Below are 22,678 nucleotides of genomic sequence, written 5' to 3' on the forward strand. Positions count from 1 at the left end.
GACGCCGCCTGGCTCGCATTGGCGCCACCGGCTGCCGGAGCGGCGCTGGTACCGGCGCTGGGCGCGCCATCGCCGCCGCCGCCACAGGCACTGAGCGCGAGGGCGGCGCAGGCCGCCAGGATCGTCATCGGCATGGGTCGCGCGAAGGCGTTCGCGCGGGAGGGCATGGAATCGTTACGCAAGTGTTTCCCTGGCATCGGAATGCGGCTCTGTAGTCGTGGATGGAGGGGACTGCCGGGTGTGGACGCGCGCGCGGGGGCGCGGTGTCATGCGGGCATGGGCGTCCGGGGCAGGTGGAACGGGACGATGTTAGGGAGCGCCTCCCGCATCGTCCAGCCTGCTAACAATGCCTTACGTTGTGACCCGCGCGCGGCGCACGGGGGTGCAATAGGCGTTACGCGTTACGCGTTACGCGTCGGCGGGCGGGACGTCGCCCATGCCGTTCCCGAGCGACGTCATCACCGCCATCAGCTGCTCACGCAGCCAGCGGTTGGCGCCGTCGTTCTCGCCGCCGGCATGCCAATAGAGATGCAGTTCCAGCGCCGGCACCTTGAACGGCAGCGCCAGCAGCCGGTTGGCGTAGGGCTCATTGGCGATGCGCGCGTAACGCATCGGCAAGGTGGCGAGCAGGTCCGTGCAGCTGACCACGCGGCAGGCCGCCGCATAGTGCTGGCAACGCAGCCGCACGCGGCGCGTCAGGCCCATTCGGTGCAGCGCCTGATCCTCCAGCCCCGCCCCGCGCCGACGTGACGATACGTGCACATGTTCGGCCGCCAGATAGCGCTCCAGCGTCAGCTCCTTCTTGACCAGCGGATGGTCGCGCCGGGCCAGCACCACCATCGGATCGGACATGAACGCGGCATGGTGAATCGCCGGCGAGACCGGCAGCAGGATGTCGATGGCCGCATCCAGCGTGCCGGCGAGCAGTTCGGACTCCATCTCGCGGCGGTCGAAGCGGATCGCCGCAATCTCCACATGCGGTGCCATGGCCGTCACACGCGCCATCAGCGGCGGCAGCAGCGTAGATTCCAGCGCGTCGCGCATGCCGATGGTGAAGCGGCGCGTGGTGGCGGTGGGGTCGAAGTGCGGCGTATCCTGCAGCGTGCGCGCGAACGACTGCAGCGCGCCGCGCACCTCGCCCGCCAGCGAGCGCGCCAGCGGCGTGGGCGCCATGCCCTGCCCGCGCCGCTCGAACAGCGGATCGTCGAACAGCGTGCGAAGCCGCCCCAGCGCATGGCTGACGGCGGGCTGCGTCAGGTTGAGCTGACGCGCGGCTGCGGTGATGCTGCCTTCGCTGTAGATGGCATCGAACACCACGAAGAGGTTCAGGTCGATCCGGGATAGCTGCATGGCAGGCATTCTGGCATGGAAATGCAGGACATTGATACTGTCCAATCCAGAAAATTCATTTTTCTTATTACGCGCAGTCCGCTAGAGTAGGCCCCAGTCGGCATCCGTCCCAAGCGATGCCTGCCGTCACACCCCCGAATGTAGCGAGGAGACCCCATGCAATTCGAGTACACGCCCAAGGTCAAGGACATGCAGGCCCGGCTGCTGGCCTTTTTCGACAAGCATATCTATCCGAACGAAAAGCGCTTCTACGCCGAGATCCAGGCCAACCGCGAAGCCGGCAACGCCTGGATTCCCACCAAGGTGGTCGAGGAACTGAAGCCGCTGGCGCGCGAGGCCGGGCTGTGGAACCTGTTCCTGCCGCGCTCCAAGCGGGCACCGGAGGGGCTGTCGAACCTCGAATACGCGCCGATGTGCGAGATCATGGGCCGCGCGCCCTGGTCGCCCGAGGTGTTCAACTGCGCCGCGCCGGACACCGGCAACATGGAAACGCTGGAGCGCTACGCCTCCGAAGAACTCAAGGACCAGTGGCTGGAACCGCTGCTGCGCGGCGAGATCCGCTCGGCCTTCCTGATGACGGAGCCGGACGTGGCCTCGTCGGACGCCACCAATATCAGCTGCCGCATCGCGCGCGATGGCGACCATTACGTGATCAACGGCACCAAGTGGTGGTCGTCGGGCGCCGGCGACCCCCGCTGCAAGGTCTACATCGTGATGGGCAAGACCAATCCCGATGCGGGCCGCCACGAGCAGCAGTCGATGATCGTCGTGCCGGCGGACACCCCGGGCATCACGATCAAGCGCTTCCTGCCCGTGTTCGGCTATGACGATGCGCCGCACGGCCATATGGAGATCGAACTCAAGAATGTGCGCGTGCCGGCTGCCAACATCCTGCTGGGCGAAGGGCGCGGCTTCGAGATCGCCCAGGGCCGCCTCGGCCCGGGCCGGATCCACCACTGCATGCGCAGTATCGGCGTGGCCGAGCGCGCGCTGGAACTGATGTGCAAGCGCAGCCTGGACCGCGTGGCCTTCGGCAAGCAGATCGCCCGCCAGGGCGTGACGCAGGAGCGCATCGCCGAAGCCCGTTGCGACATCGAGATGGCACGCCTGCTGACGCTGAAGGCCGCCTACATGATGGACACCGTGGGCAACAAGGTGGCCAAGGCCGAGATCGCCATGATCAAGGTGGTGGCGCCGAACGTGGCGCTGCGCGTGATCGACTGGGCGATCCAGGTGCACGGCGCCGCAGGTGTCTCGGGTGACTTCCCGCTGGCCAACTGGTGGGCGCACCAGCGTACGCTGCGCCTGGCCGATGGTCCGGACGAGGTGCACCGCAACGCCATCGCCAAGCTGGAACTGGCCAAGCACATGAGCCTGAACCCGGACAGCATCCAGATGCCGGTGACACGCGGCTCCTGAGCCACGGCACCCCGGCAACTGCTGGACGTCGTAGTTTGCCGAAGCGCGCGGCCCGTGGGCCGCGCGTTTTTTCATTGGTGCGGCTGCGATGACCGCACCGCCAGCAGGCTTATTTCTTCTGTGCTCTAATCGCTCGGACCCTGGCGACGCTGGTCGCCGGGCCCCTTCCCCATCGGAATTTTCCGAACATTTCCGAAGCAGCCAGGAGAGCGCTCCCTCATGATCGACGTCTACACCTGGGCGACGCCCAACGGTCACAAGGTTCACATCATGCTCGAGGAATGCGGCCTCGAGTACAAGGTCCATCCGATCAACATCGGTGCTGGCGACCAGTTCGGCGAGGACTTCCTCAAGATCAGCCCGAACAACAAGATCCCGGCCATCGTCGATCCCGACGGGCCGGACGGCAAGCCCATCTCGCTGTTCGAGTCGGGCGCCATCCTGCTGTACCTGGCCGGCAAGACCGGCAAGTTCCTGCCCGAGGACGTGCGCGGCAAGTACGAAGCCCTGCAGTGGCTGATGTTCCAGATGGGCGGCGTGGGGCCGATGCTGGGACAGGCGCACCACTTCCGCATCTACGCGCCGGAGAAGATCGAGTACGCGGTGAACCGCTACACCAACGAGGCCAAACGGCTCTATGGCGTGATCGACAAGCAGTTGTCGCAGCACCCCTGGCTGGCCGGCGACAGCTACAGCGTGGCGGACATCGCCACCTTCCCCTGGCTGCGCAGCTGGCAGAACCAGGGCGTGGAGCTGGACGACTATCCGCACCTCAAGCGCTGGTTCAACGAGATTGCCGAGCGCCCCGCCGTGAAGCGCGGCGTGGAAGTGCTCGCCAAGGAGCGCAAGCCGATGCGGACCGATGCGGAGCGCGAGATCCTGTTCGGCGCCACGCAGTACCAGCGCCGCTGATCGCTGGCATCCCGGTCAGCCGTCAGGCCGCCCGGGGCAGCACGAGCGCAGGTTCGGCTTCGCCGACCGGCGAGCGCGCACAGCACAGCAGGCCCGCGCCGGGCACCATGGCATCGATGCAGTAGTCGTCGTAACGCTCCGGCGCGAAGGCCATGCCGGGTTGCAGGTAGACGGTACGCACGCCGGCCGTACCGCGTGTGGCACGCCATTGCAGGCACAGCGTGCCGCGGTAGCAGGTGGCCCATATCGTGTCATGGGCGTGCAGCCGCTGGGCCCAGTCGGGCTCGCCGGGCTCGATCACGACGAAACTCGGGGTGCCGGGCCGGCTGCCGGCCTGCGGCACGGTGCGCACCAGCACGCTGTCCAGCACGGCCTGGAGCATGACCGGCTGCCCAGACTGGGGCGTGAAGACATCGCCCCCGGCCAGCGCGGCCAGTTCCTGGCCGGCGGACAGCACGCGCAGGCCGCCGCGCAGGCAGGCCCACCACTCGGCCGGGGCGGAAACGATGCCGGATTGCATGTCGCCGGCACGCAGGAACACGTGGTGGCAGGCGTGACCGAGCCCGGCCGTTGCCGGAATGACACATAACTGTAAACCGACGCTCAGGTCCGGAAAGTCCGGCAGGGGCGGCGTTGCACCGCACAACCCGGCGTCGAAAAACGAAAAAATCTGCATGGCATTCCCCAAAACGGAGCCTGGGACGCATGGGTCCCACGGAATGCGCAATGTCGGCAGGCCACGATGCGGCGCGGATTTCCGCCCGCCGACCTCCCCCCTCACTGCGCGACTGCCCCGTTTCGGTACGGCTTAAGTGCCGTCCGGTAATACCATCGCTTCCGTACCCGTTTTGGGTACATCCCTTATGATGCGGATCTGGTACCGATAGAACGACGAACTATAGGTTGTCGTGACGCTTGGGTCAAACCCTTAGGCTCTGAGCGACTTAAAATCCACAAAGCAGCATATGACAGGCGACCCTCTCAAGCTGTTCGGGCGACATCTGACCTGGTTGCGCAAGCAGCGCGGCTGGTCTCAGGAAGCCCTGTCGCTGGAAAGCGGTCTGGCAAGATCGTACCTCAGCGGCATCGAACGCGGCACACGTAATGTGGCTCTTTATAACATATGTACTCTAGCTGACACACTCGGCGTGGCACCGCCCGAGATGCTGGATTTTTCGCGCCACGAAACCGCCGCCGCGCCCGTGGAGGCGCCGCGTTCGCCGTATCAGGCCGACACCTCGCCGGCCGTGCAGGCGACGATGCGCTACATGGCCGAACTGAGCGATTTCGAGCGCGACGTGGTGGCCGGCGTAGCCCGCGCGCTGGCCCGCAAGCAGCCGCGCTGAGCCTGCCCCACCCGCCGCACCTTATACCGTCAGCAAGCCCTGGCGTTCGATAAAGGCGATGACCTGATCGAGCCCCTGCCCGGCCTTGACACTCCCCATCACGAATGGCCGCTCCCCGCGCATCTTGCGGGCGTCGGCTTCCATGATCTCGAGTGAGGCACCCACGTACGGCGCCAGATCGGTCTTGTTGATGACCAGCAGGTCAGACTTCGTGATTCCCGGCCCGCCCTTGCGCGGGATCTTCTCCCCGCCGGCCACGTCGATCACGTAGATCGTCAGGTCGGACAATTCCGGGCTGAAGGTGGCGGCCAGATTGTCGCCGCCAGACTCGATGAAGACGATGTCGGCATCGGGGAACTTCGCCAGCATGCGGTCCACGGCCTCGAGGTTGATCGAGGCATCCTCGCGGATCGCCGTGTGCGGGCAGCCGCCCGTCTCCACCCCCATGATCCGCTCCGCCGGCAGCGCGCCGGAGATCGTCAGCAGGCGCTGGTCTTCCTTTGTATAGATGTCATTGGTAATGGCGACCAGGTCATAGCGGTCGCGCATGGCCTTGCAGAGCATTTCCAGCAGCGTGGTCTTGCCGGAGCCCACGGGGCCGCCCACGCCAACGCGCAGGGGCGGATTTTTCTTGGTTCGGGTCATGTTTGTGGCTGGGTCAGGAACGGAACAGCCGGGAGTACTGCGTCTCGTGGCGTGCAGAGAGCAGCCCCAGCATTGGGGAAAACGTGGACAGGCGGGGCGGATCGGCGTCGGCGCGTTGCACCGCTTCATCGACCACGGCCAGCACGGCCGGGTGCAGCCCGCGCAGGATGTGCTGGCCGGCCACCTGGCCGAGCGGCACCGCCTTGATCGCGGCGGCGACCTGGTTTTCGGTCCAGTTGAAAGCATAGGCCGCCAGGCCGTCACGCGCGTCCACGCCCAGCGCCACGCAGGCGGCCGTGAACGCGGTGGGCAGGCAGATTGGCGCCAATTCGGACAAGTCCGATGCCATGGCGGCACCGCCCCACCCCATCTGGCCGATCAGCTTCGACAGCGACCAGCCCATCTGCTCGGTTTCGAGCCGAAGCTCGGCCGTCTCGCGCGTGGCGTGGAACCAGTCGTTCCAGTGCCGCACGGCGGCCAGGTCGCGCGCCAGCCAGGCACGATGAAGCAGCAGCCAGACCGGCGCCTCGCAGTGCGCCTGCACATGCGTGAGGTTGTCCCGGATCCACCGCTCGGCGCTGGCCGCATCGGTCACCAGCCCGCAGTCGATGGCCGCCTCGAGCCCCTGCGAATAGCTGAAACCGCCAATCGGCAACGCCGGCGACGCCAGATGCAGCAGCGAGATCAGTTGGGGGAGCGCGGTCATGGGGCGGTTGGGGCGGATTCAGTGCTTGTGGCCACAGTGCTCATCATGAACGTGGCCATGGTCATGCCCGTGGTCATGGCTGTGACCGTGGTCATGCCCGTGGTCATGCCCATGATGGTCATGGAACACCGCCTGCGCCGCCGCGTAATCCTCAGCGAAGGTGGCGTCGTGGCCGTGTTTGTGGCCGCCGCCGTAGGCACCGGCCTCGGGCTCGAAGGGTAGTTCGGCGCGGGTGGCCTGCACGCCGAGGCGGGCCAGCATGTCCGCCAGCACGGCGTCGAATTCCAGCCGCAGGTAGTCGCGGCCGACTTCCACCGGGGTGTGGCGGTTGCCCAGGTGGTAGGCGGCGCGCATCAGGGCCAGCGGATCGGTTGCCGTCACTTCCAGTACGGACTCGGGGGCCGCCTGCACCTCGACGAAGGTACCGTCCTCGGCCACCAGCAGGTCGCCGCCACGCAGCACGGTGCCGCGCGGCAGGAACAGCGCGGCTTCCGCCCCGTTGTCTAGCACGGCGCGCAGGCGGCTCTTGCTGCGCTCGCCGAACGGCAGCACGAGCTTGGGGGCGCGCCGCACCAGCACCGGCGCAATGCCGTGCGGGGCGGGGAGGAGTTTGTCGATCTTGATCACAATCAGGGGCCGTCAGAACAGGAAATAGCGCTGCGCCATCGGCAGCACGGTGGCGGGTTCGCACATCAGCAGCTGGCCATCGGCGACTACCTGATAGGTCTCCGGGTCCACGGTGACGTGCGGCTGCCAGTCATTGTGGACCATATCGCGCTTGCTCACCGTACGCGTGCCGCGCACCGCCGCCAGCGTCTTGGCCAGCCCGTAGCGCCCGCCCACGTCCGCCGCCAGCGCGGCCTGCGACACGAAGGTCAGCGACGAGCGCGGCAGCGCCCCGCCCGCCGAGGCGAACATCGGCCGGTAGTGCACCGGCTGCGGCGTGGGGATGGACGCGTTGGGGTCGCCCATCGCCGCCGCCGCGATCATCCCGCCCTTCAGGATCAGGCTCGGCTTCACGCCGAAGAAGGCCGGCTTCCACAGCACCAGATCGGCCCATTTGCCCACCTCGATCGAGCCCACCTCGTGCGCGATGCCATGCGTCAGCGCCGGGTTGATCGTGTACTTGGCGATGTAGCGCTTCACACGGAAGTTGTCGTGGCCGCCGCGCGCGTCGTGCGGGTCGCCCGGCAGCTTGCCGCGCTGCGCCGCCATCTTGTGCGCGGTCTGCCAGGTGCGGATGATGACTTCGCCCACGCGGCCCATGGCCTGCGAATCGCTCGAGATCATCGAGAAGGCGCCCAGGTCGTGGAGGATGTCCTCGGCCGCGATGGTCTCGCGGCGGATGCGCGACTCCGCGAAGGCGATGTCCTCGGCAATCGCCGGGTCCAGGTGATGGCACACCATCAGCATGTCCAGGTGCTCGTCCAGCGTGTTCACGGTGTACGGGCGCGTGGGATTGGTCGACGACGGCAGCACGTTGGCCTCGCCGCAGACCTTGATGATGTCCGGCGCGTGGCCGCCGCCGGCGCCCTCCGTGTGATAGGTGTGGATCGTGCGCCCCTTGAAGGCGGCGATGGTGGCCTCCACGAAGCCGCCCTCGTTGAGCGTGTCCGTGTGGATGGCCACCTGGGTGTCGGTGGCATCCGCCACGGTCAGGCAGGTGTCGATGGCCTGCGGCGTGGTGCCCCAGTCCTCGTGCAGCTTCAGGCCGATGGCGCCCGCCTCGACCTGCTCGGTCAGCGGGCCGGCCTGGCTGGCATTGCCCTTGCCGAGGAAGCCGATGTTCATCGGGTAGGCGTCGGCCGCCTGCAGCATGCGCTCCATGTACCACGGCCCCGGCGTGACGGTGGTGGCGAAAGTGCCCGTGGCCGGGCCGGTGCCGCCGCCGATCATCGTCGTCACGCCACTCATCAGCGCTTCCTCGATCTGCTGCGGGCAGATGAAGTGGATGTGGCTGTCGATGCCGCCGGCGGTGACGATCATGCCCTCGCCCGCGATGACCTCCGTGCCGGGCCCCACGACGATGGTCACGCCGGGCTGGATGTCCGGATTGCCGGCCTTGCCGATCGATGCGATGCGGCCGTGCTTGAGGCCGATGTCGGCCTTGACGATGCCCCAGTGGTCCACGATCAGCGCGTTGGTGATGACGGTATCGACGCAATCCTTGGCCATGCGCTGGCTCTGGCCCATGCCGTCGCGGATCACCTTGCCGCCGCCGAACTTCACTTCCTCGCCGTAGATCGTGTAGTCACGTTCGACCTCGATCACCAGCCCGGTGTCGGCCAGCCGCAGGCGGTCGCCGGTGGTGGGGCCGAACATCTCGGCATAGGCCTGCCTGGAGATTTTCACGCTCATCACAGCGCTCCCATGATCTTGCCGTTGAAGCCGTAGACGATGCGGTCGCCGGCGAGCGCCACCAGTTGCACCGTGCGCGACTGGCCGGGCTCGAAGCGCACCGCCGTGCCGGCGGCGATATCCAGCCGGAAGCCGCGCGCGGCCTCGCGGTCGAAGTCGAGCGCGGCATTGGTTTCGTAGAAGTGGAAGTGCGAACCCACCTGCACGGGGCGGTCGCCGGTGTTGGCCACCGTGACGTTCACCGTGGCGCGGCCCGCGTTCAGTTCGATTTCGCCGTCGAGCGGCATCAGTTCACCGGGAATCATCGCAAGGCTCCTTGAGGGTGACGTCCGCCGCTCAGGCGACCAGCAGGCCGGCGCCGTACAGCGCCACGCCAGCCCCGGCCACGCGGGCGATCCAGCCCGCATGGCGGCGCAGGAACAGGCCCGCGCCGATGCCCAGGCCGTGCAGCACCATCGTCGCCACCGCGAAGCCGCCCACGTAGGCCAGCACCGCGGGCATGGCGCCAGCCGTGGCCGGCAGCTCGGCGCCGTGCGCGTAGCCGTGGAACAGCGCGAAGCCGCCGACGACGGCCATCCCGGCCATGGCCGACAGGCGCGCCCGCACGGCCACCAGCAGGCCGATCACCAGCAGCGACACCGCGATCATCGGCTCCACGGCCGGCAGCGTCACGCCGGCAAGACCCAGCGCCGCGCCCACCAGCATCATGGCGACGAAGGCCAGCGGCAGGCGCAGCAGGTCGGCCTTGGCCGGCGCGCCTTGCCCGAAGGCGCCGCGTGAACTGGTGGCGAGCGCGCTCCACACGCCCACGGCGGCCATCGCCAGCAGGTGGTCCGCGCCGGTGAACGGGTGCAGCAGGCCGGCCCAGAGGCTGGCGCCTACGGTGGCGGCGTCATGGCCGGGATGGGCGAAGGCGGACGCGGTGGCCAGGGTCAGCACGGTGCCCGTGGCGGCGCGATGGAGGAATCGGTGCATGGTTGCTCTCTTGTTGTGGAATCGGGTGTCAGACGATGGGATGGTGCACGGTGACGAGCTTGGTGCCGTCCGGGAAGGTGGCCTCGACCTGGATCTCGGGGATCAGTTCGGCCACGCCATCCATGACGTCCTCGCGGCTGAGCACGGTGGTGCCCTCGTGCATCAGGTCGGCCACGGTGCGGCCGTCGCGCGCGCCTTCCATGATCGCGGCGGTGATCAGGGCCACGGCCTCGGGATAGTTGAGCTTGAGCCCGCGTGCGCGGCGGCGCTCGGCCAGCAGGGCGGCGGTGAAGATCAGCAGCTTGTCCTTCTCGCGCGGCGTCAGTTCCATCGTTCTGTTCCTCGTTCTTTGCTTGTCTTGTTGTCAGGTGGCCCAGAGGCGCAGCGGCCGGGCCGCCACGCCGTGGATCGGCGCGCGCAGCGCGGACCAGGCGCCGGTCATCACGCGCCGCACGGCTTCCATGTCACGCCCCAGGACGCGCAGGAGCAGCATGGACTGCCCTGCAGACCCGGCAAGGCAGGTCACGCCGGCGCGCAGGTCCGGCGCGTAGGGTAATGGTTCGGCCAGGGTTTCGGCCAGTGCCGGCGTGGCGCCCTGCCCCACCGCCCAGAGCGTGCCGAGGATGTGCAGGCCGTCCATGCCCGCCACGGCGGGGCGCAGCGGCGAGGTGGCATCGACCTGCGATTGCTCGATCCACAGCGCGCGGTCCGGGCCGGCCACGCGGGTGTCCAGCCACAGCGCGCCGCTCGACCAGCGCTCGCCCGAGGCCTGCCGGCCCAGCACCACGGCATCCCAGCCGATGGCGCTGCCGGTGGGCGCCACGACGACGTCCGTGGCAATGCGGGCGCGCGCATCGTCGAACACGATGTTCTCCTGCGGCAGCCAGTCCAGCCGGGCGCCGTCGGCCACATCGATGCGCACCTGCTGGGCGGCCTCGCGGCCGAGCGACTTGTACCATTTGGTGGCGCCCGGCGTGGCCAGCACGGCATGGGCGCCGGCTTCCACGGCGATGTCGATGTCGAGCCTGTCACCGCCGGCCACGCCGGCGGGCGGATGCAGCACCACCACGTGGCAGATGTCGCCCTCCGGATAGAGGGGCTTCTGCACCAGCAGCGGCCCCTGATGGCGGCGCTCGACCAAGGCGGTGCGGCCCGCGCGCGCGGCGAAGCGCAGGCGCAGGCTGGCATGCCAGGCGGCGGGCATGGCGAGTTGGGATGGGAAATCGGGGTGACGCATGGGCGAAGATTACACCGCGATCAGCTCCCGCACACCATCCTGTTCCATGGTGGCGCCCTCGCCCCGGGCCACCACCTCGCCCCGGCTCATCACGACGTAGTGATCGGCCAGATGACGGGCGAACTCGTAGTACTGCTCCACCAGCAGCACCGTCATGCCGAACTCGTCCACCAGCAGGCGCAGTGCGCGGCCGATGTCCTGGATGATGGACGGCTGGATGCCTTCGGTGGGCTCGTCGAGGATCAGCAGCTGCGGCTCGCTCATCAGCGCCCGGCCGATGGCCAGTTGCTGCTGCTGGCCGCCGGAGAGGTCGCCGCCGCGGCGCGAGCGCATCGTGCGCAGCACCGGGAACAGCTGGTAGATGCGGTCCGGCACGCCGTTCGGGCGCGCGCGGCTGGCGGCGCCGATCAGCAGGTTCTCCTCGACGGTCAGGCGCGGGAAGATCTCGCGGCCCTGCGGCACGTAGGCGAGCCCGGCCGAGACGCGCTCGTACGGGGCCTTCTTCTCGAGGGCCTTGCCCTCCCAGCTGATGTGGCCGCTACGCGTGGGCACCACGCCCATCAGGCATTTGAGCAGCGTGCTCTTGCCCACGCCGTTACGGCCGAGCAGCGTGGTCAGCTTGCCCTGGGGCACCTCGAACGAGATGTCGCGCAGGATGTGGCTGCCGCCGTAGAACTGGTTCAGTGCATTGACCTGCAGCATGGTTACCTTCCCAGATAGGACTCGATCACGCGCTCGTCGCGCTTCACGGCGTCTAGCGTGCCTTCGGCCAGCAGGCTGCCCTCGGCCAGCACCGAGACCTTGCCGGACGGTCCGGCCAGCGCCGCCACGAATTCCATGTCGTGCTCCACGACCATCATCGAGCAACTGCCGCGCAGGCTGTTCAGCAGGCCGGCCAGCTGCATCGTCTCTTCGTCCGTCATGCCGGCCACGGGTTCATCGAGCAGCAGCAGTTGCGGCTGCTGCATCAGCAACATGCCGATCTCCAGCCGCTGCTTCTGGCCGTGGGACAGCAGGCCGGCCGGGCGATACGCCTCGTCTTCGAGCCCGGTCAGCGCCAGCGTTTCCTCGATGCGGCGATGGCCCTCGCCGGTCAGCCGCGCGCGCAGCGACGACCACCAGCGCTTGTCCGCCTTCATCGCCAGTTCCAGGTTCTCCCATACTTCGTGCTGCTCGAACACCGTGGGCTTCTGGAACTTGCGGCCGATGCCGACCTGCGCGATGCGCGGTTCGGTCATCCGCATCAGGTCGATGGACTGCCCGAGGAAGACGCGCCCGCTGACGTTGGCGTTGCGCGGGCCGGTCTTGCCGGTGATGACGTCCATCATCGTGGTCTTGCCGGCGCCGTTCGGGCCGATCACGCAGCGCAGCTCGCCGTGATCGATGGACAGCGACAGCTTGTTGAGCGCGCGGAAACCGTCGAACTGCACGGTCAGGTCCTCCAGGTAGAGGATGGGACCGTGCGAGGTGTCGATGACGCCGGGCTCCAGCACGCGGCCCAGGCCGGTGGCGTCGCCGCTCTCCGCCTGATCCGCGCCGCGCTGTGCACTGTGTTGTGCGCCAGGTTGTGAGGTGGCCGCGTTCATGCCTCGCTCCCTTGTTGCGGGGTCACGGCGGCCGGGTTCACCGCCTCGCCCGTGGCCGCCTGGATCTTCTGGGCGGCCGTGCGCTTGCCGCGCAGGCGGCGCCACAGGCCCACCACGCCATCGGGCAGGTACAGCGTCACGAGCACGAACATCGCGCCAAGCAGGAACAGCCAGTACTCGGCGAAGTAGGCCGTGAACATGGTCTTGGCACCGTTGACCAGGAAGGCGCCGACGATCGGCCCGATCAGCGTGCCGCGGCCGCCCACGGCCACCCAGACCGCCATCTCGATGGAGTTGGCTGGCGACATCTCGCCCGGGTTGATGATGCCCACCTGCGGCACGTAGAGCGCGCCGGCAATCCCGCACAGCACGGCCGAGAAGGTCCAGACGAACAGCTTGTAGCCGAGCGGGTTGTAGCCGGAGAACATCACACGCATCTCGGCATCCCGCACGGCGGTGACCACCCGGCCCAGCTTCGACGTGACGATGTAGCGGCACGCCACGAACCCGGCCAGCAGCGCCAGGAAGGTCAGCACGAACAGCGCGGCGCGGGTTTCCGGCGCGGCCACGGCGTAGCCGGCGATGCGCTTGAAGTCCGTGAAGCCGTTGTTGCCGCCGAAGCCGGTCTCGTTGCGGAAGAACAGCAGCATCGCCGCGTAAGTCATGGCCTGCGTGATGATCGACAGGTACACGCCCTTGATGCGCGAGCGGAACGCGAAGAAGCCGAACAGCCACGCCAGCACGCCCGGCACCAGCACCACCAGCAGCAGCGCGTACGGCAGGTGCTCGGTGCCGTGCCAGAACCAGGGCAGTTCCTTCCAGTCGAGGAACACCATGAAGTCGGGCAGGTCGCTCTTGTACACGCCTTCACGGCCGATCGACCGCATCAGGTACATGCCCATCGCATAGCCGCCCAGCGCGAAGAACAGGCCGTGGCCGAGGCTCAGGATGCCGCAGTAGCCCCACACCAGGTCCAGCGCAATGGCCGCCAGCGCGAAGCACATGATCTTGCCGATCAGCGTCAGCGCGTAGGCCGACAGGTGCAGCGGGTGGCCCTCCGGAATCACCAGCGCGCAGATCGGCACGCCGACCGCGACCACCAGCGTGAGGATGACCAGCGCCAGCCACACCTTGCGCGAGAAGAGCGGCTGGCGCTCGGGAACCGAGAGGCGGAACGGCGCCCCGTTCGAGGAGTTCGATTGAAAGCTACGCATGTCATGCCTCCGCGCTGCGCCCTTTGAGCGCGAACAGGCCCTGCGGGCGTTTCTGGATAAACAGCACGATCAGCACCAGGACGAAGATCTTGGCCAGCACCGCGCCGTAGAACGGCTCGATGAACTTGTTGATGAGGCCGAGCCCGAAGGCGCCGACGATGGTGCCGGCCAGCTGGCCTACACCGCCGAGCACCACCACCATGAACGAATCGATGATGTAGGCCTGCCCGAGGTCCGGCCCTACGTTGCCGATCTGGGACAGCGCGCAGCCGCCCAGCCCGGCGATGCCGGCACCGAACGCGAAGGCGTAGCTGTCCACCTTCCACGTGCGCACACCCACGCAGGCCGCCATGGTGCGGTTCTGCGTGGTGGCGCGCACGAACAGGCCGAGCCGGGTGCGGTTCAGCACGGCCCACGCCACGGCCACCACGGCCAGCGCGAAGGCGATGATGACGATGCGGTTGTACGGAATCACGAGGCCGGCCATCGCGGTGACGCCTCCGCTCATCCAGTTGGGATTGGCCACTTCCACGTTCTGGGCGCCGAAGATGGTGCGCACGGCCTGCATCAGCAGCAGGCTGATACCGAAGGTGGCCAGCAGCGTCTCGAGCGGGCGGCCGTACAGGTGGCGCAGCACAATCCGCTCGATGGCGAAGCCGACGACGCCCGCCGCCAGGAACGACGCCGGCAGCGCCGCCAGCAGGTACCAGTCGAACGCGTTGGGCGCATAGGCGCGGAACAGCGTCTGCACCACGTAGGTGGCGTAGGCGCCGATCATCAGGAACTCCCCGTGCGCCATGTTGATGACGCCGATCAGCCCATAGGTGATGGCCAGGCCCAGCGCGGCCAGCAGCAGCACGCTGCCAAGGCTCAGGCCGGCAAACAGGTTGCCGAGCAGCTCGGCGCGACCCTGCTCGCCACGCATCTTGTCGATGGCCTGCTGCGCGGCGGCGCGTACATCGGCATCGGGCTCCTTGAACTTGCCCGCTTCATCGCGCTCCACCAGCGGCGTCAGCTTCTGGCGGATCTGCGGATTGCTGTCCTGGCCGAGGATGCGGATGGCTTCCAGCCGCGCGTCGCGCGTGGCGTCGGTGCCCTGCGCCAGCACGGTGCTGGCCCAGATCACGTCGAGCCGGGCGCGCAGGCCGGCGTCGGCCTCGGCCTTGCGGGCCGCTTCCACGGCTTCACGCGAGGCATTCTCGGGTTGATCGGACAAGGTGTTGATGGCCTGCGTGCGCACCGCGATGTCCGGCGATTGCAGCAGCAGGCTGCTCGCGGCGCTATCGACGATGGCCCGCAGGCTGTTGTTCAGCGTGAGCGACTCGAGTTCATCGGCCTTCACGGTCACCGGCTTGCCGGTGACGGCATCGACGGTTTTGCCATCGTCCTGGCGCACCATGCCCACTGATGGCGCATATTGCAGCGTGTCGTCCTGGAGCGCGCGCAGGATCGGCCCAGCCTGTTCGGGCGGCGCCTGCGTCAGCGCGGCGAGCGCAGCCGTCTTGGCGTCGAAGTCGTCTTCAACCAACGGCTTGAGGTCAGCCTGCGTGAGCGGTGCCGCCCACAGCGGCGCGGCGGCCAGCAACAGCACAGCCAGCATGGCGCGCAGCCACGGCAAGGCGGACGGGAATGGAGATCGGTGCATAGGGCTGGCTGGCGTCTGATATGGCGCGATGGTTCGCGTCTTTTATGCGTGGAACGACCGAGGGAGGGCTCCCCTCCCCCAAGGGAGAGGGGCAAAACACCATGGATACGCTGAAGATCAGCGGCCGGCGACAACCTTGTCCGGCTTGCCTTCGTTACCCGCGATGAACGGGCTCCACGGCTGCGCGCGCACCGGCTTCGCCGTCTTCCACACCACGGAGAACTGGCCGTCGCCCTTCACTTCGCCGATCATCACCGGCTTGTACAGGTGGTGGTTCTCGCCCATGGTCAGCGTGAAGCCGTCCGGCGACTTGAAGGTCTGGCCGTACATGGCCTGGCGCACCTTGTCCGCATCGGTGGTGCCGGCCTTCTTGACCGCCTGCGCCCACATGTGGATGCCGACGTAGGTGGCTTCCATCGGGTCGTTGGTCACACGCTTGTCGCCGCCGGGCAGGTTGTTGGCCTTGACCCACGCCGCCCATTGCTTCTTGAACGCGTCGTTCTCGGGGTTCTTCACGGACATGAAGTAGTTCCAGGCGGCCAGATGGCCGACCAGCGGCTTGGTGTCGATGCCGCGCAGTTCTTCCTCGCCCACGGAGAAGGCCACCACCGGCACGTCCTTGGCCTTCAGGCCGGCGTTGCCCAGTTCCTTGTAGAACGGCACGTTGGAGTCGCCGTTGATCGTCGAGATCACGGCCGTCTTGCCGCCTTGCGAGAACTTCTTGATGTTGGCGACGATGGTCTGGTAGTCGCTATGTCCGAACGGGGTGTAGACCTCCTCGATGTCCTTGTCGGCCACGCCCTTGCTCTTCAGGAACGCGCGCAGGATCTTGTTGGTCGTGCGCGGGTACACGTAGTCGGTGCCGAGCAGGAAGAAGCGCTTGGCGCCGCCGCCTTCCTTGCTCATCAGGTATTCCACGGCCGGGATGGCCTGCTGGTTAGGCGCGGCACCGGTGTAGAACACGTTTTTCGACATCTCCTCGCCCTCGTACTGCACCGGGTAGAACAGCAGCGAGTTCAGTTCCTCGTAGACCGGGAGCACGGACTTGCGCGATACCGAGGTCCAGCACCCAAACGTGACGGCGACCTTGTCCTGCGTGATCAGCTGACGCGCCTTTTCGGCGAACAGCGGCCAGTTGGAGGCGGGGTCCACCACCACCGGCTCGAGCTTGCGGCCGAGCACGCCGCCGCTCTTGTTGATCTCGTCGATGGTCATCAGCGCCACATCCTTGAGCGAGGTCTCGGAGATGGCCATCGTGCCCGACAGCGAATGCAGGATGCCGACCTTGATCGGATCCTTCGACTGCGCCAGCAGCGGGCTGGTACCGATCATCGCCGCGGCGGCTACCGCCGACAGCTTCAGCATGTCACGTCGTTTCATTGCAGCTCCCAGTTTGTCGTATATGGTCAGGGACTCTACGCACCCCGGGTGATCCTTCTGCAACTAGCGTGCCATGGACTGCCAGGCCGGGAACGATCAAAGGTGGGAGGAAACGTCACGGCGGGTGATGCCGACGCACCATTGCGGTGCCAACCGGGCCGCCGGTGCCGCGCCCGGCGCCGCACCGGCATCGTGCACGGCCGCAAATCAGTGCAGGATGCAGGCCGGCGGCAGTGCATCGCGCACCGTCGGCAATAAAAAACGGGGCCCGAGGGCCCCGTCTTCGCTGCATGCCTGACGATGCTTACTTCATCATCGGCATCATGTTGGCATTCATGTTGTGCATGATCCAGAGGGAACCGGCCAGCACGATGAACAGGATCAGCAGCGTGAACAGAAACGCCATGACGTTCCAGCGCTGACCCTTGGAGCCATCCATATGGAGGAAGTACTTCAGGTGGACCACGATCTGGACCACGGCCATGCCGAGGATGATCCAGAGGATCGTGCCGCGGTCCATGGTGCCGTCCATCACGATCTTGAACGGGATCACCGTCAGGATCACGGCCAGCACGAAGCCGATCACATACGACTTGACGCTGCTGTGGCCGTGCGACTCGCCGTGGGCAGCCGTTGCATGTTGTTGTGCCATTACAGTGCTCCCATCAGGTAGACCACGGTGAAGACGCCAATCCAGACGATGTCCAAGAAGTGCCAGAACAGGCTCAGGCAGTTCAGGCGCTTTTCCATCGTCGCGGTCATGCCCTTCTTGTTCAGCTGCCACATCAGCACGAGCATCCAGACCATGCCGCTGGCCACGTGCAGCCCGTGGGTACCCACGAGCGTGAAGAACGACGACAGGAACGCGCTGCGGCCGGGGCCGGCGCCTTCGTGGATCAGGTGATGGAACTCATAGATTTCCATCGACATGAACGCGGCACCCAGCAGGAACGTCACGCCGAGCCAGAACAGCACGCGACCCTTGCTGCGGTTCTGCAGCGAGATCATGGCGAAGCCGTACGTGATCGACGAGAACAGCAGGATGAACGTCTCGACCAGCACGAAGTTGAGCTCGAACAGCTCCTTGCCCGACGGGCCGCCCGCCACTTCGCCGCGCAGCACGGCGTAGGCGGCGAACAGGCACGCGAACAAGATGCAGTCGCTCATCAGGTACAGCCAGAAACCGAAGACGGTGTTCTCGCTGGTGTCGTGATGGGCGTGGTCGTGGTCATGCGCGGCATCGTGCGCGTGGCCGTGGGCGGGGGCTTGCGCCCCGAAACGGTCTAGAACTTCAGTCGACATGATGATCAGCCCTGCGTGGCGATGCGCTGCTGGTGCAGCGTTTCGATCTGCTCGACCTGCTTGGCCGGCACGTAGTAATCGATATGGTCGTCGTTGGCGCGGCGGATGAACGCCACCACCATGCCAACCAGGCCCACGGCGGCAAGCCACCAGATATGCCAGGTCAGCGCGAAGCCCAGCACGAGGCTGAAGGCACCCATGTAGAAGCCTGCGCCAGTGTTCTTCGGCATGTGGATCTGCTCGTAGCCGTCCGTGCGGATGGTCTCGCCACGGGCCTTCATGTCGGCAAACGCGTCCAGGTCACGCACCACCGGGGTGTGCGCGAAGTTGTAGAACGCGGGCGGCGACGACGTGGCCCACTCCAGCGTACGGCCACCCCACGGATCGCCCGTGACGTCGGCCAGCGCCTTGCGGTTGCGGATCGACACGACGATCTGCAGCACCTGGAAGCCGATACCCATGGCGATGAACACCACGCCAATCACGGCCGCGTACAGGAACGGGGTCCAGGCCGGGTTGTCGGTATGGTTCAGGCGGCGGGTCATGCCCATCAGGCCCAGCACGTACAACGGCATGAACGCGAAGTAGAAGCCAACCAGCCAGCACCAGAACGCGCACTTGCCCAGACGCTCGTCCAGCTTGAAGCCGAACGCCTTCGGCCACCAGTAGGTCACGCCGGCCAGGTAGCCGAACAGCACGCCACCGATGATCACGTTGTGGAAGTGGGCAATCAGGAACAGGCTGTTATGCAGCACGAAATCGGCTGCCGGCACGGCCATCAGCACCCCGGTCATGCCGCCGATCACGAAGGTGATCATGAAGCCCAGCGTCCACAGCACCGGCGACGTGAACTGCACGCGGCCACGGTACATCGTGAACAGCCAGTTGAAGATCTTCACCCCGGTGGGGATGGAGATGATCATCGTGGTGATGCCGAAGAACGCATTCACGCTGGCGCCGGAGCCCATCGTGAAGAAGTGGTGCAGCCAGACGATGAACGACAGCACCATGATGGCGGCGGTGGCGTAGACCATGCCCTTGTAGCCGAACAGCTTCTTGCCCGAAAACGTCGAGATGATCTCCGAGAAGATACCGAACGCCGGCAGGATCAGGATGTACACCTCGGGGTGGCCCCAGATCCAGATCAGGTTCACGTACATCATGGCGTTGCCGCCACCGTCGTTCGTGAAGAAGTGCATGCCGAAGTAACGGTCCAGGCCCAGCAGCGCCAGCGACACCGTCAGCACCGGGAAGGCAGCCACGATCAGCACGTTGGTGCACAGGGCGGTCCAGGTGAACACCGGCATGCGCATCAGGGTCATGCCTGGGGCGCGCATCTTGAGGATGGTCACGAGGAAGTTCACGCCGGTCAGCAGCGTGCCCAGCCCTGATATCTGCAAGGACCAGAGGTAGTAGTCCACCCCTACGCCAGGACTGTAGTCGATGCCCGACAGCGGCGGATAGGCCAGCCAGCCGGTACGCGCGAATTCACCAACGCCCAGGGAGATGTTGACCAGCATCGCGCCGGCCACGAACAGCCAGAAGCTCAGCGTGTTCAGGAACGGGAACGCCACGTCGCGCGCGCCGATCTGCAGCGGCACCACAAGGTTCATCAGGCCCGTCATCAGCGGCATGGCCACGAAGAAGATCATGATCACGCCGTGGGCGGTGAAGATCTGGTCGTAGTGCTCAGGGGGCAGGATGCCGGGGTCGCCATTGGTGGCTAGCGCCAGCTGGGTACGCATCATGATGGCGTCGGCGAAGCCGCGCAGCAGCATGATCAGCGCCACCAGCGAGTACATCACGCCGATACGCTTGTGGTCGACGGACGTGATCCACTCGCTCCACAGGTAGTTCCACTTCTTGAAGTACGTGATCCCGCCGAGCAGCGCCAGCCCGCCAAGGGCCACGCAGCTCAGCGTGATCATGATGATCGGCTCATGAAACGGAATCGCCGACAAAGTCAATTTGCCAAACATCATTGCTCCTAGGATTGCGCGCCCAGCGCCGGCTTGGCCGGCGTGGTCATGGACACCCGCTCTTCGCCGAGCGTGTTACGCGACGTGCAGACCGGGCCACCATCGAAGCCCTCGCGGGCCATGGCGCGGCCGTCGGCGCCCATGTACTGATGCAGGATGCCGGTGTACAGGCCGTCTTCGACCTTGCCGTAGAGGGCAACCGGCTCCGCTTCGCTCGGCTTGGCCAGGACCTTGTAGTCCGCAGCGTCGAGCTGGCGGTCAGACGCGCGCACCTTGGCCACCCACGCGTCGAAGTCGAAGTTCGACATCGCAACGGCCTTGAACTTCATGCCCGAGAAGCCGCCGCCGCTATAGTTGGCGGACATGCCGTCATACGTGCCGGCTTCGTTGGCGATGAGGTGCAGCTTGGTCTCCATCCCGGCCATGGCGTACACCTGGCTGCCCAGCTGGGGGATGAAGAACGAATTCATGATCGAATCCGAGGTGATCTTGAAGTTCACCGGGGTACCCACCGGCAGCGCCAGCTGGTTGACCGTGGCGATCTTCAGTTCCGGATAGATGAACAGCCATTTCCAGTTCAGCGCGACCGCTTCCACGGTAATCGGCTTGACGCTCGATTCCAGCGGCTTGTACGGGTCCAGGTCGTGCGACGACTTCCAGGTGATGTAGCCCAGCACCGCGATGATGATGCAGGGGATCAGCCAGACCACCACCTCGATCTTGGTCGAGTGCGACCAGTCCGGCTCGTACCGGGCAGCCTTGTTGGTGGCGCGGTACTTCCAGGCGAAGACCAGCGTCAGGACGATCACCGGCACCACCACCAGCAGCATGAGCCAGGTAGCGATCAGGATGATGCCCTTGATGTCGACACCGACCTGACCCTTCGGGTCGAGCAGCGTCATGTTGCAGCCGGCCAGCAACAGCAAGCCAAGGCTAGGCAGGAACCGCGTCCAGCGCGGCATTATGGGTTTTTTCATGTCACGACGGTCTGGTTGGGCCGCTCCCGACATGCAGGCGCGGCACCGCCATCCGCTGCACGGGGCAACTGGCTGGCTGGGCTGGGAAAAACCGGAGGACGTGTCCAAAGCTGGCGTTGCGGAACTGGCGATGCAAGCGCCTGCGGACCATGCGGCCGGGCAACGCCATGAACGCGGCTGGACAGCAACTGACGACTGCGTGCGCGGGATGCCGGAGGGGGCGGTGCGTGCGCTGAGGTAACCGACTGCCTGAACTGCGATCGATCCCGGCTCAAGACTGCCGCCGGGACGAGCGTTGTGTCACGATGCTCACGCGATTTCCACCGGTTTCGACCACCCCGCCAGCGCAGCGGGCACGGTCTTCGCGCGGATACCGCATAACATAAAACATCGTGGGCGCGACTGTACCGCAACGCAACATTAGGGGTAAACCCACGGGGTGCGGAAACACTGTTCGGAAAATCGGACAATGACATCGGCCGCCCGAAAGTGTCGCGCGCAGGGGACAGCCATGTCGTGATGGATCGTTTTTCAACGATTCCACTGGACAAACGACGAGGGCCGCGTTCTAGCGGCCCTCGTATTTTTCCGATTCAGATCGGAACTGGCTGGCGCTCAGGAGTAGCGTCGGCTGATCGATTCTGCCACGCAGACCGGGCGGTCGCTGCCCTCCCGCTCCACCGTCACCTCCCAGGTGGACTGGGCGCCGATCAGGCCGTTGGGCATCGGGTCGAGCCGCTCCACCTTGAGCAGCTTCACGCGGGCGCGCAGGCGACTGCCCACCGGCACCGGCGAGGTGAACCGCACCCGGTTCAGGCCATAGTTGACACCCATCTTGACGCCTTCCATGTGGATCGCGTTCTGCATGAACTGCGGCAGCAGCGACAGGGTCAGGAAGCCATGGGCCACCGGGGCGCCGAACGGCGACTCGCGCTTGGCGCGCTCCACGTCGATGTGGATCCACTGGTGGTCGCCAGTGGCCTCGGCAAACAGGTTGACCTGCTGCTGCGTGATCTCGGTCCAGTCGCTGACGGCCACTTCCTGGCCTTGCAGGCTTTCCAGCTCTTCCAGCGATGCGATGGTGCGCATGGTGTCTCCTCTTTTGCGTCGTCTCGATTCGGGGTTCGTATTATGCCGGCCGCCGGCCGTACATGCCCATGCCCTTGACCGTGCAGACCAGCTCGCCGTGCTGGTTGGTGGCTTGCCACTGGGTCAGCACCACGCCGCGGTCCGGCTTGGACGAGGACGGGCGCGTCTCCAGCACCTTCAGCACGGCCGTCAGCGTGTCGCCCGCATAGACGGGCTTGATCCAGCGGATCTCGTCCACGCCCGGCGAGCCCATGCTGCTGCTCCGGTCGCCCATGGACTTCACCAGCAGCTTCATCATGATCGCGCAGGTCATCCACCCGCTCGAAATCAGCCCGCCGTAGATGCTCTTGGCGGCGGCGTCCTTGTCGATATGGAACGGCTGCGGGTCGTACTGGCTCGCAAACGCCACGATCTCCGCCTCGGTGACCGTGTAGCTGCCCAGCGGATGCTCGCTGCCAACCTGGTAATCCTCGAAATACATCTTTGACATGTTCGCTCCGTAGATGGCGTTACCAGAAGCAAAAAACCGCGCCGGGGACAACGGGCGCGGTTTCTGTA

General features: G+C 66.3%; 24 protein-coding genes. 3 read left to right on the forward strand and 21 right to left on the reverse strand.

The genetic code is table 11. The features are described 5' to 3' along the window. Positions 1-408: 408 nt before the first annotated feature. A complete protein-coding gene (locus KHO18_RS18360) occupies positions 409-1,350 on the reverse strand; it encodes a LysR family transcriptional regulator (RefSeq protein ID WP_144201489.1) in 942 nt (313 codons plus the stop codon). 156 nt (positions 1,351-1,506) lie between these two features. On the opposite strand from KHO18_RS18360, the gene KHO18_RS18365 reads away from it, so the two are divergent. Both KHO18_RS18365 and KHO18_RS18370 read left to right on the forward strand, forming a co-directional pair. Further along, positions 1,507-2,769: an acyl-CoA dehydrogenase family protein gene (locus tag KHO18_RS18365; protein ID WP_211943670.1), complete on the forward strand. Its 1,263-nt coding sequence runs from the start codon at positions 1,507-1,509 to the stop codon at positions 2,767-2,769. A 219-nt stretch (positions 2,770-2,988) separates the two neighbouring features. Then, complete coding sequence (locus KHO18_RS18370) at positions 2,989-3,681, forward strand: glutathione binding-like protein (RefSeq protein WP_144201493.1); 693 nt, start codon at positions 2,989-2,991, stop codon at positions 3,679-3,681. Between the two features lie 22 nt (positions 3,682-3,703). Here KHO18_RS18370 and KHO18_RS18375 read toward each other — a convergent pair whose 3' ends face one another. After that, positions 3,704-4,357, reverse strand: a complete 654-nt coding sequence (locus tag KHO18_RS18375) for a hypothetical protein (protein WP_144201495.1) — start codon at positions 4,355-4,357, stop codon at positions 3,704-3,706. 289 nt (positions 4,358-4,646) lie between these two features. Between KHO18_RS18375 and KHO18_RS18380 the strand changes: the two genes are divergently transcribed. Next, positions 4,647-5,027, forward strand: coding sequence for a helix-turn-helix domain-containing protein (locus KHO18_RS18380; RefSeq protein ID WP_092292459.1), 381 nt, complete (start codon positions 4,647-4,649; stop codon positions 5,025-5,027). Positions 5,028-5,048: 21 nt separating this feature from the next. Here KHO18_RS18380 and ureG read toward each other — a convergent pair whose 3' ends face one another. The 19 genes from ureG to KHO18_RS18475 all read right to left on the reverse strand — a co-directional run bounded on the left by ureG (position 5,049) and on the right by KHO18_RS18475 (position 22,610). Beyond that, positions 5,049-5,672, reverse strand: a complete 624-nt coding sequence (gene ureG, locus KHO18_RS18385) for an urease accessory protein UreG (protein ID WP_144201497.1) — start codon at positions 5,670-5,672, stop codon at positions 5,049-5,051. 13 nt (positions 5,673-5,685) lie between these two features. Further along, positions 5,686-6,378, reverse strand: a complete 693-nt coding sequence (locus KHO18_RS18390; protein ID WP_211943671.1) for an urease accessory protein UreF — start codon at positions 6,376-6,378, stop codon at positions 5,686-5,688. Between the two features lie 18 nt (positions 6,379-6,396). Beyond that, complete coding sequence (ureE, locus tag KHO18_RS18395) at positions 6,397-7,005, reverse strand: urease accessory protein UreE (RefSeq protein WP_211943672.1); 609 nt, start codon at positions 7,003-7,005, stop codon at positions 6,397-6,399. A gap of 12 nt (positions 7,006-7,017) precedes the next feature. Next, positions 7,018-8,736 (reverse strand): urease subunit alpha, encoded by a 1,719-nt coding sequence (gene ureC / locus KHO18_RS18400; RefSeq protein ID WP_144201504.1) that lies wholly within the window; start codon positions 8,734-8,736, stop codon positions 7,018-7,020. Next, on the reverse strand, positions 8,736-9,041 hold the full coding sequence (locus KHO18_RS18405) for an urease subunit beta (protein ID WP_144201506.1): 306 nt from the start codon (positions 9,039-9,041) through the stop codon (positions 8,736-8,738). The genes ureC and KHO18_RS18405 overlap by 1 nt, the downstream gene beginning before the upstream one ends. Before the next feature lie 31 nt (positions 9,042-9,072). After that, the gene (locus tag KHO18_RS18410) at positions 9,073-9,711 is read right to left on the reverse strand and encodes a HupE/UreJ family protein (RefSeq protein WP_144201508.1); all 639 of its coding nucleotides are present in this window, start codon (positions 9,709-9,711) and stop codon (positions 9,073-9,075) included. Between the two features lie 28 nt (positions 9,712-9,739). After that, a complete protein-coding gene (locus tag KHO18_RS18415) occupies positions 9,740-10,042 on the reverse strand; it encodes an urease subunit gamma (protein ID WP_144201510.1) in 303 nt (100 codons plus the stop codon). Between the two features lie 33 nt (positions 10,043-10,075). Further along, positions 10,076-10,948, reverse strand: coding sequence for an urease accessory protein UreD (locus tag KHO18_RS18420; RefSeq protein ID WP_186296951.1), 873 nt, complete (start codon positions 10,946-10,948; stop codon positions 10,076-10,078). 9 nt (positions 10,949-10,957) lie between these two features. After that, on the reverse strand, positions 10,958-11,650 hold the full coding sequence (gene urtE / locus KHO18_RS18425; RefSeq protein ID WP_092292439.1) for an urea ABC transporter ATP-binding subunit UrtE: 693 nt from the start codon (positions 11,648-11,650) through the stop codon (positions 10,958-10,960). A gap of 2 nt (positions 11,651-11,652) precedes the next feature. Then, positions 11,653-12,534: an urea ABC transporter ATP-binding protein UrtD gene (gene urtD / locus KHO18_RS18430; RefSeq protein WP_144201512.1), complete on the reverse strand. Its 882-nt coding sequence runs from the start codon at positions 12,532-12,534 to the stop codon at positions 11,653-11,655. Continuing rightward, positions 12,531-13,748: an urea ABC transporter permease subunit UrtC gene (urtC, locus tag KHO18_RS18435; protein ID WP_144201514.1), complete on the reverse strand. Its 1,218-nt coding sequence runs from the start codon at positions 13,746-13,748 to the stop codon at positions 12,531-12,533. Before urtC ends, urtD begins: the two co-directional genes overlap by 4 nt. 1 nt (position 13,749) lies before the next feature. Continuing rightward, on the reverse strand, positions 13,750-15,393 hold the full coding sequence (urtB, locus tag KHO18_RS18440; protein ID WP_144201516.1) for an urea ABC transporter permease subunit UrtB: 1,644 nt from the start codon (positions 15,391-15,393) through the stop codon (positions 13,750-13,752). A gap of 117 nt (positions 15,394-15,510) precedes the next feature. Further along, positions 15,511-16,773 carry an urea ABC transporter substrate-binding protein gene (urtA, locus tag KHO18_RS18445; protein ID WP_211943673.1) on the reverse strand — a complete coding sequence of 421 codons (1,263 nt, stop codon included), beginning with the start codon at positions 16,771-16,773 and terminating at the stop codon, positions 15,511-15,513. A 304-nt stretch (positions 16,774-17,077) separates the two neighbouring features. Continuing rightward, positions 17,078-17,425, reverse strand: a complete 348-nt coding sequence (gene cyoD, locus KHO18_RS18450; protein ID WP_092292429.1) for a cytochrome o ubiquinol oxidase subunit IV — start codon at positions 17,423-17,425, stop codon at positions 17,078-17,080. Next, positions 17,425-18,075, reverse strand: a complete 651-nt coding sequence (gene cyoC, locus KHO18_RS18455; protein WP_144201523.1) for a cytochrome o ubiquinol oxidase subunit III — start codon at positions 18,073-18,075, stop codon at positions 17,425-17,427. Before cyoC ends, cyoD begins: the two co-directional genes overlap by 1 nt. Positions 18,076-18,080: 5 nt before the next feature. After that, complete coding sequence (cyoB, locus tag KHO18_RS18460) at positions 18,081-20,054, reverse strand: cytochrome o ubiquinol oxidase subunit I (protein WP_144201711.1); 1,974 nt, start codon at positions 20,052-20,054, stop codon at positions 18,081-18,083. 8 nt (positions 20,055-20,062) lie between these two features. Beyond that, a complete protein-coding gene (cyoA, locus tag KHO18_RS18465; RefSeq protein ID WP_211943674.1) occupies positions 20,063-21,031 on the reverse strand; it encodes a ubiquinol oxidase subunit II in 969 nt (322 codons plus the stop codon). Positions 21,032-21,646: 615 nt separating this feature from the next. Continuing rightward, complete coding sequence (locus KHO18_RS18470; RefSeq protein ID WP_144201527.1) at positions 21,647-22,120, reverse strand: MaoC family dehydratase; 474 nt, start codon at positions 22,118-22,120, stop codon at positions 21,647-21,649. Positions 22,121-22,160: 40 nt separating this feature from the next. Next, positions 22,161-22,610: a MaoC family dehydratase gene (locus KHO18_RS18475; protein ID WP_149136404.1), complete on the reverse strand. Its 450-nt coding sequence runs from the start codon at positions 22,608-22,610 to the stop codon at positions 22,161-22,163. Between the last annotated feature and the right edge of the window lie 68 nt (positions 22,611-22,678).

This window comes from Cupriavidus campinensis (assembly GCF_905397395.1).
Classification (GTDB): domain Bacteria; phylum Pseudomonadota; class Gammaproteobacteria; order Burkholderiales; family Burkholderiaceae; genus Cupriavidus; species Cupriavidus campinensis.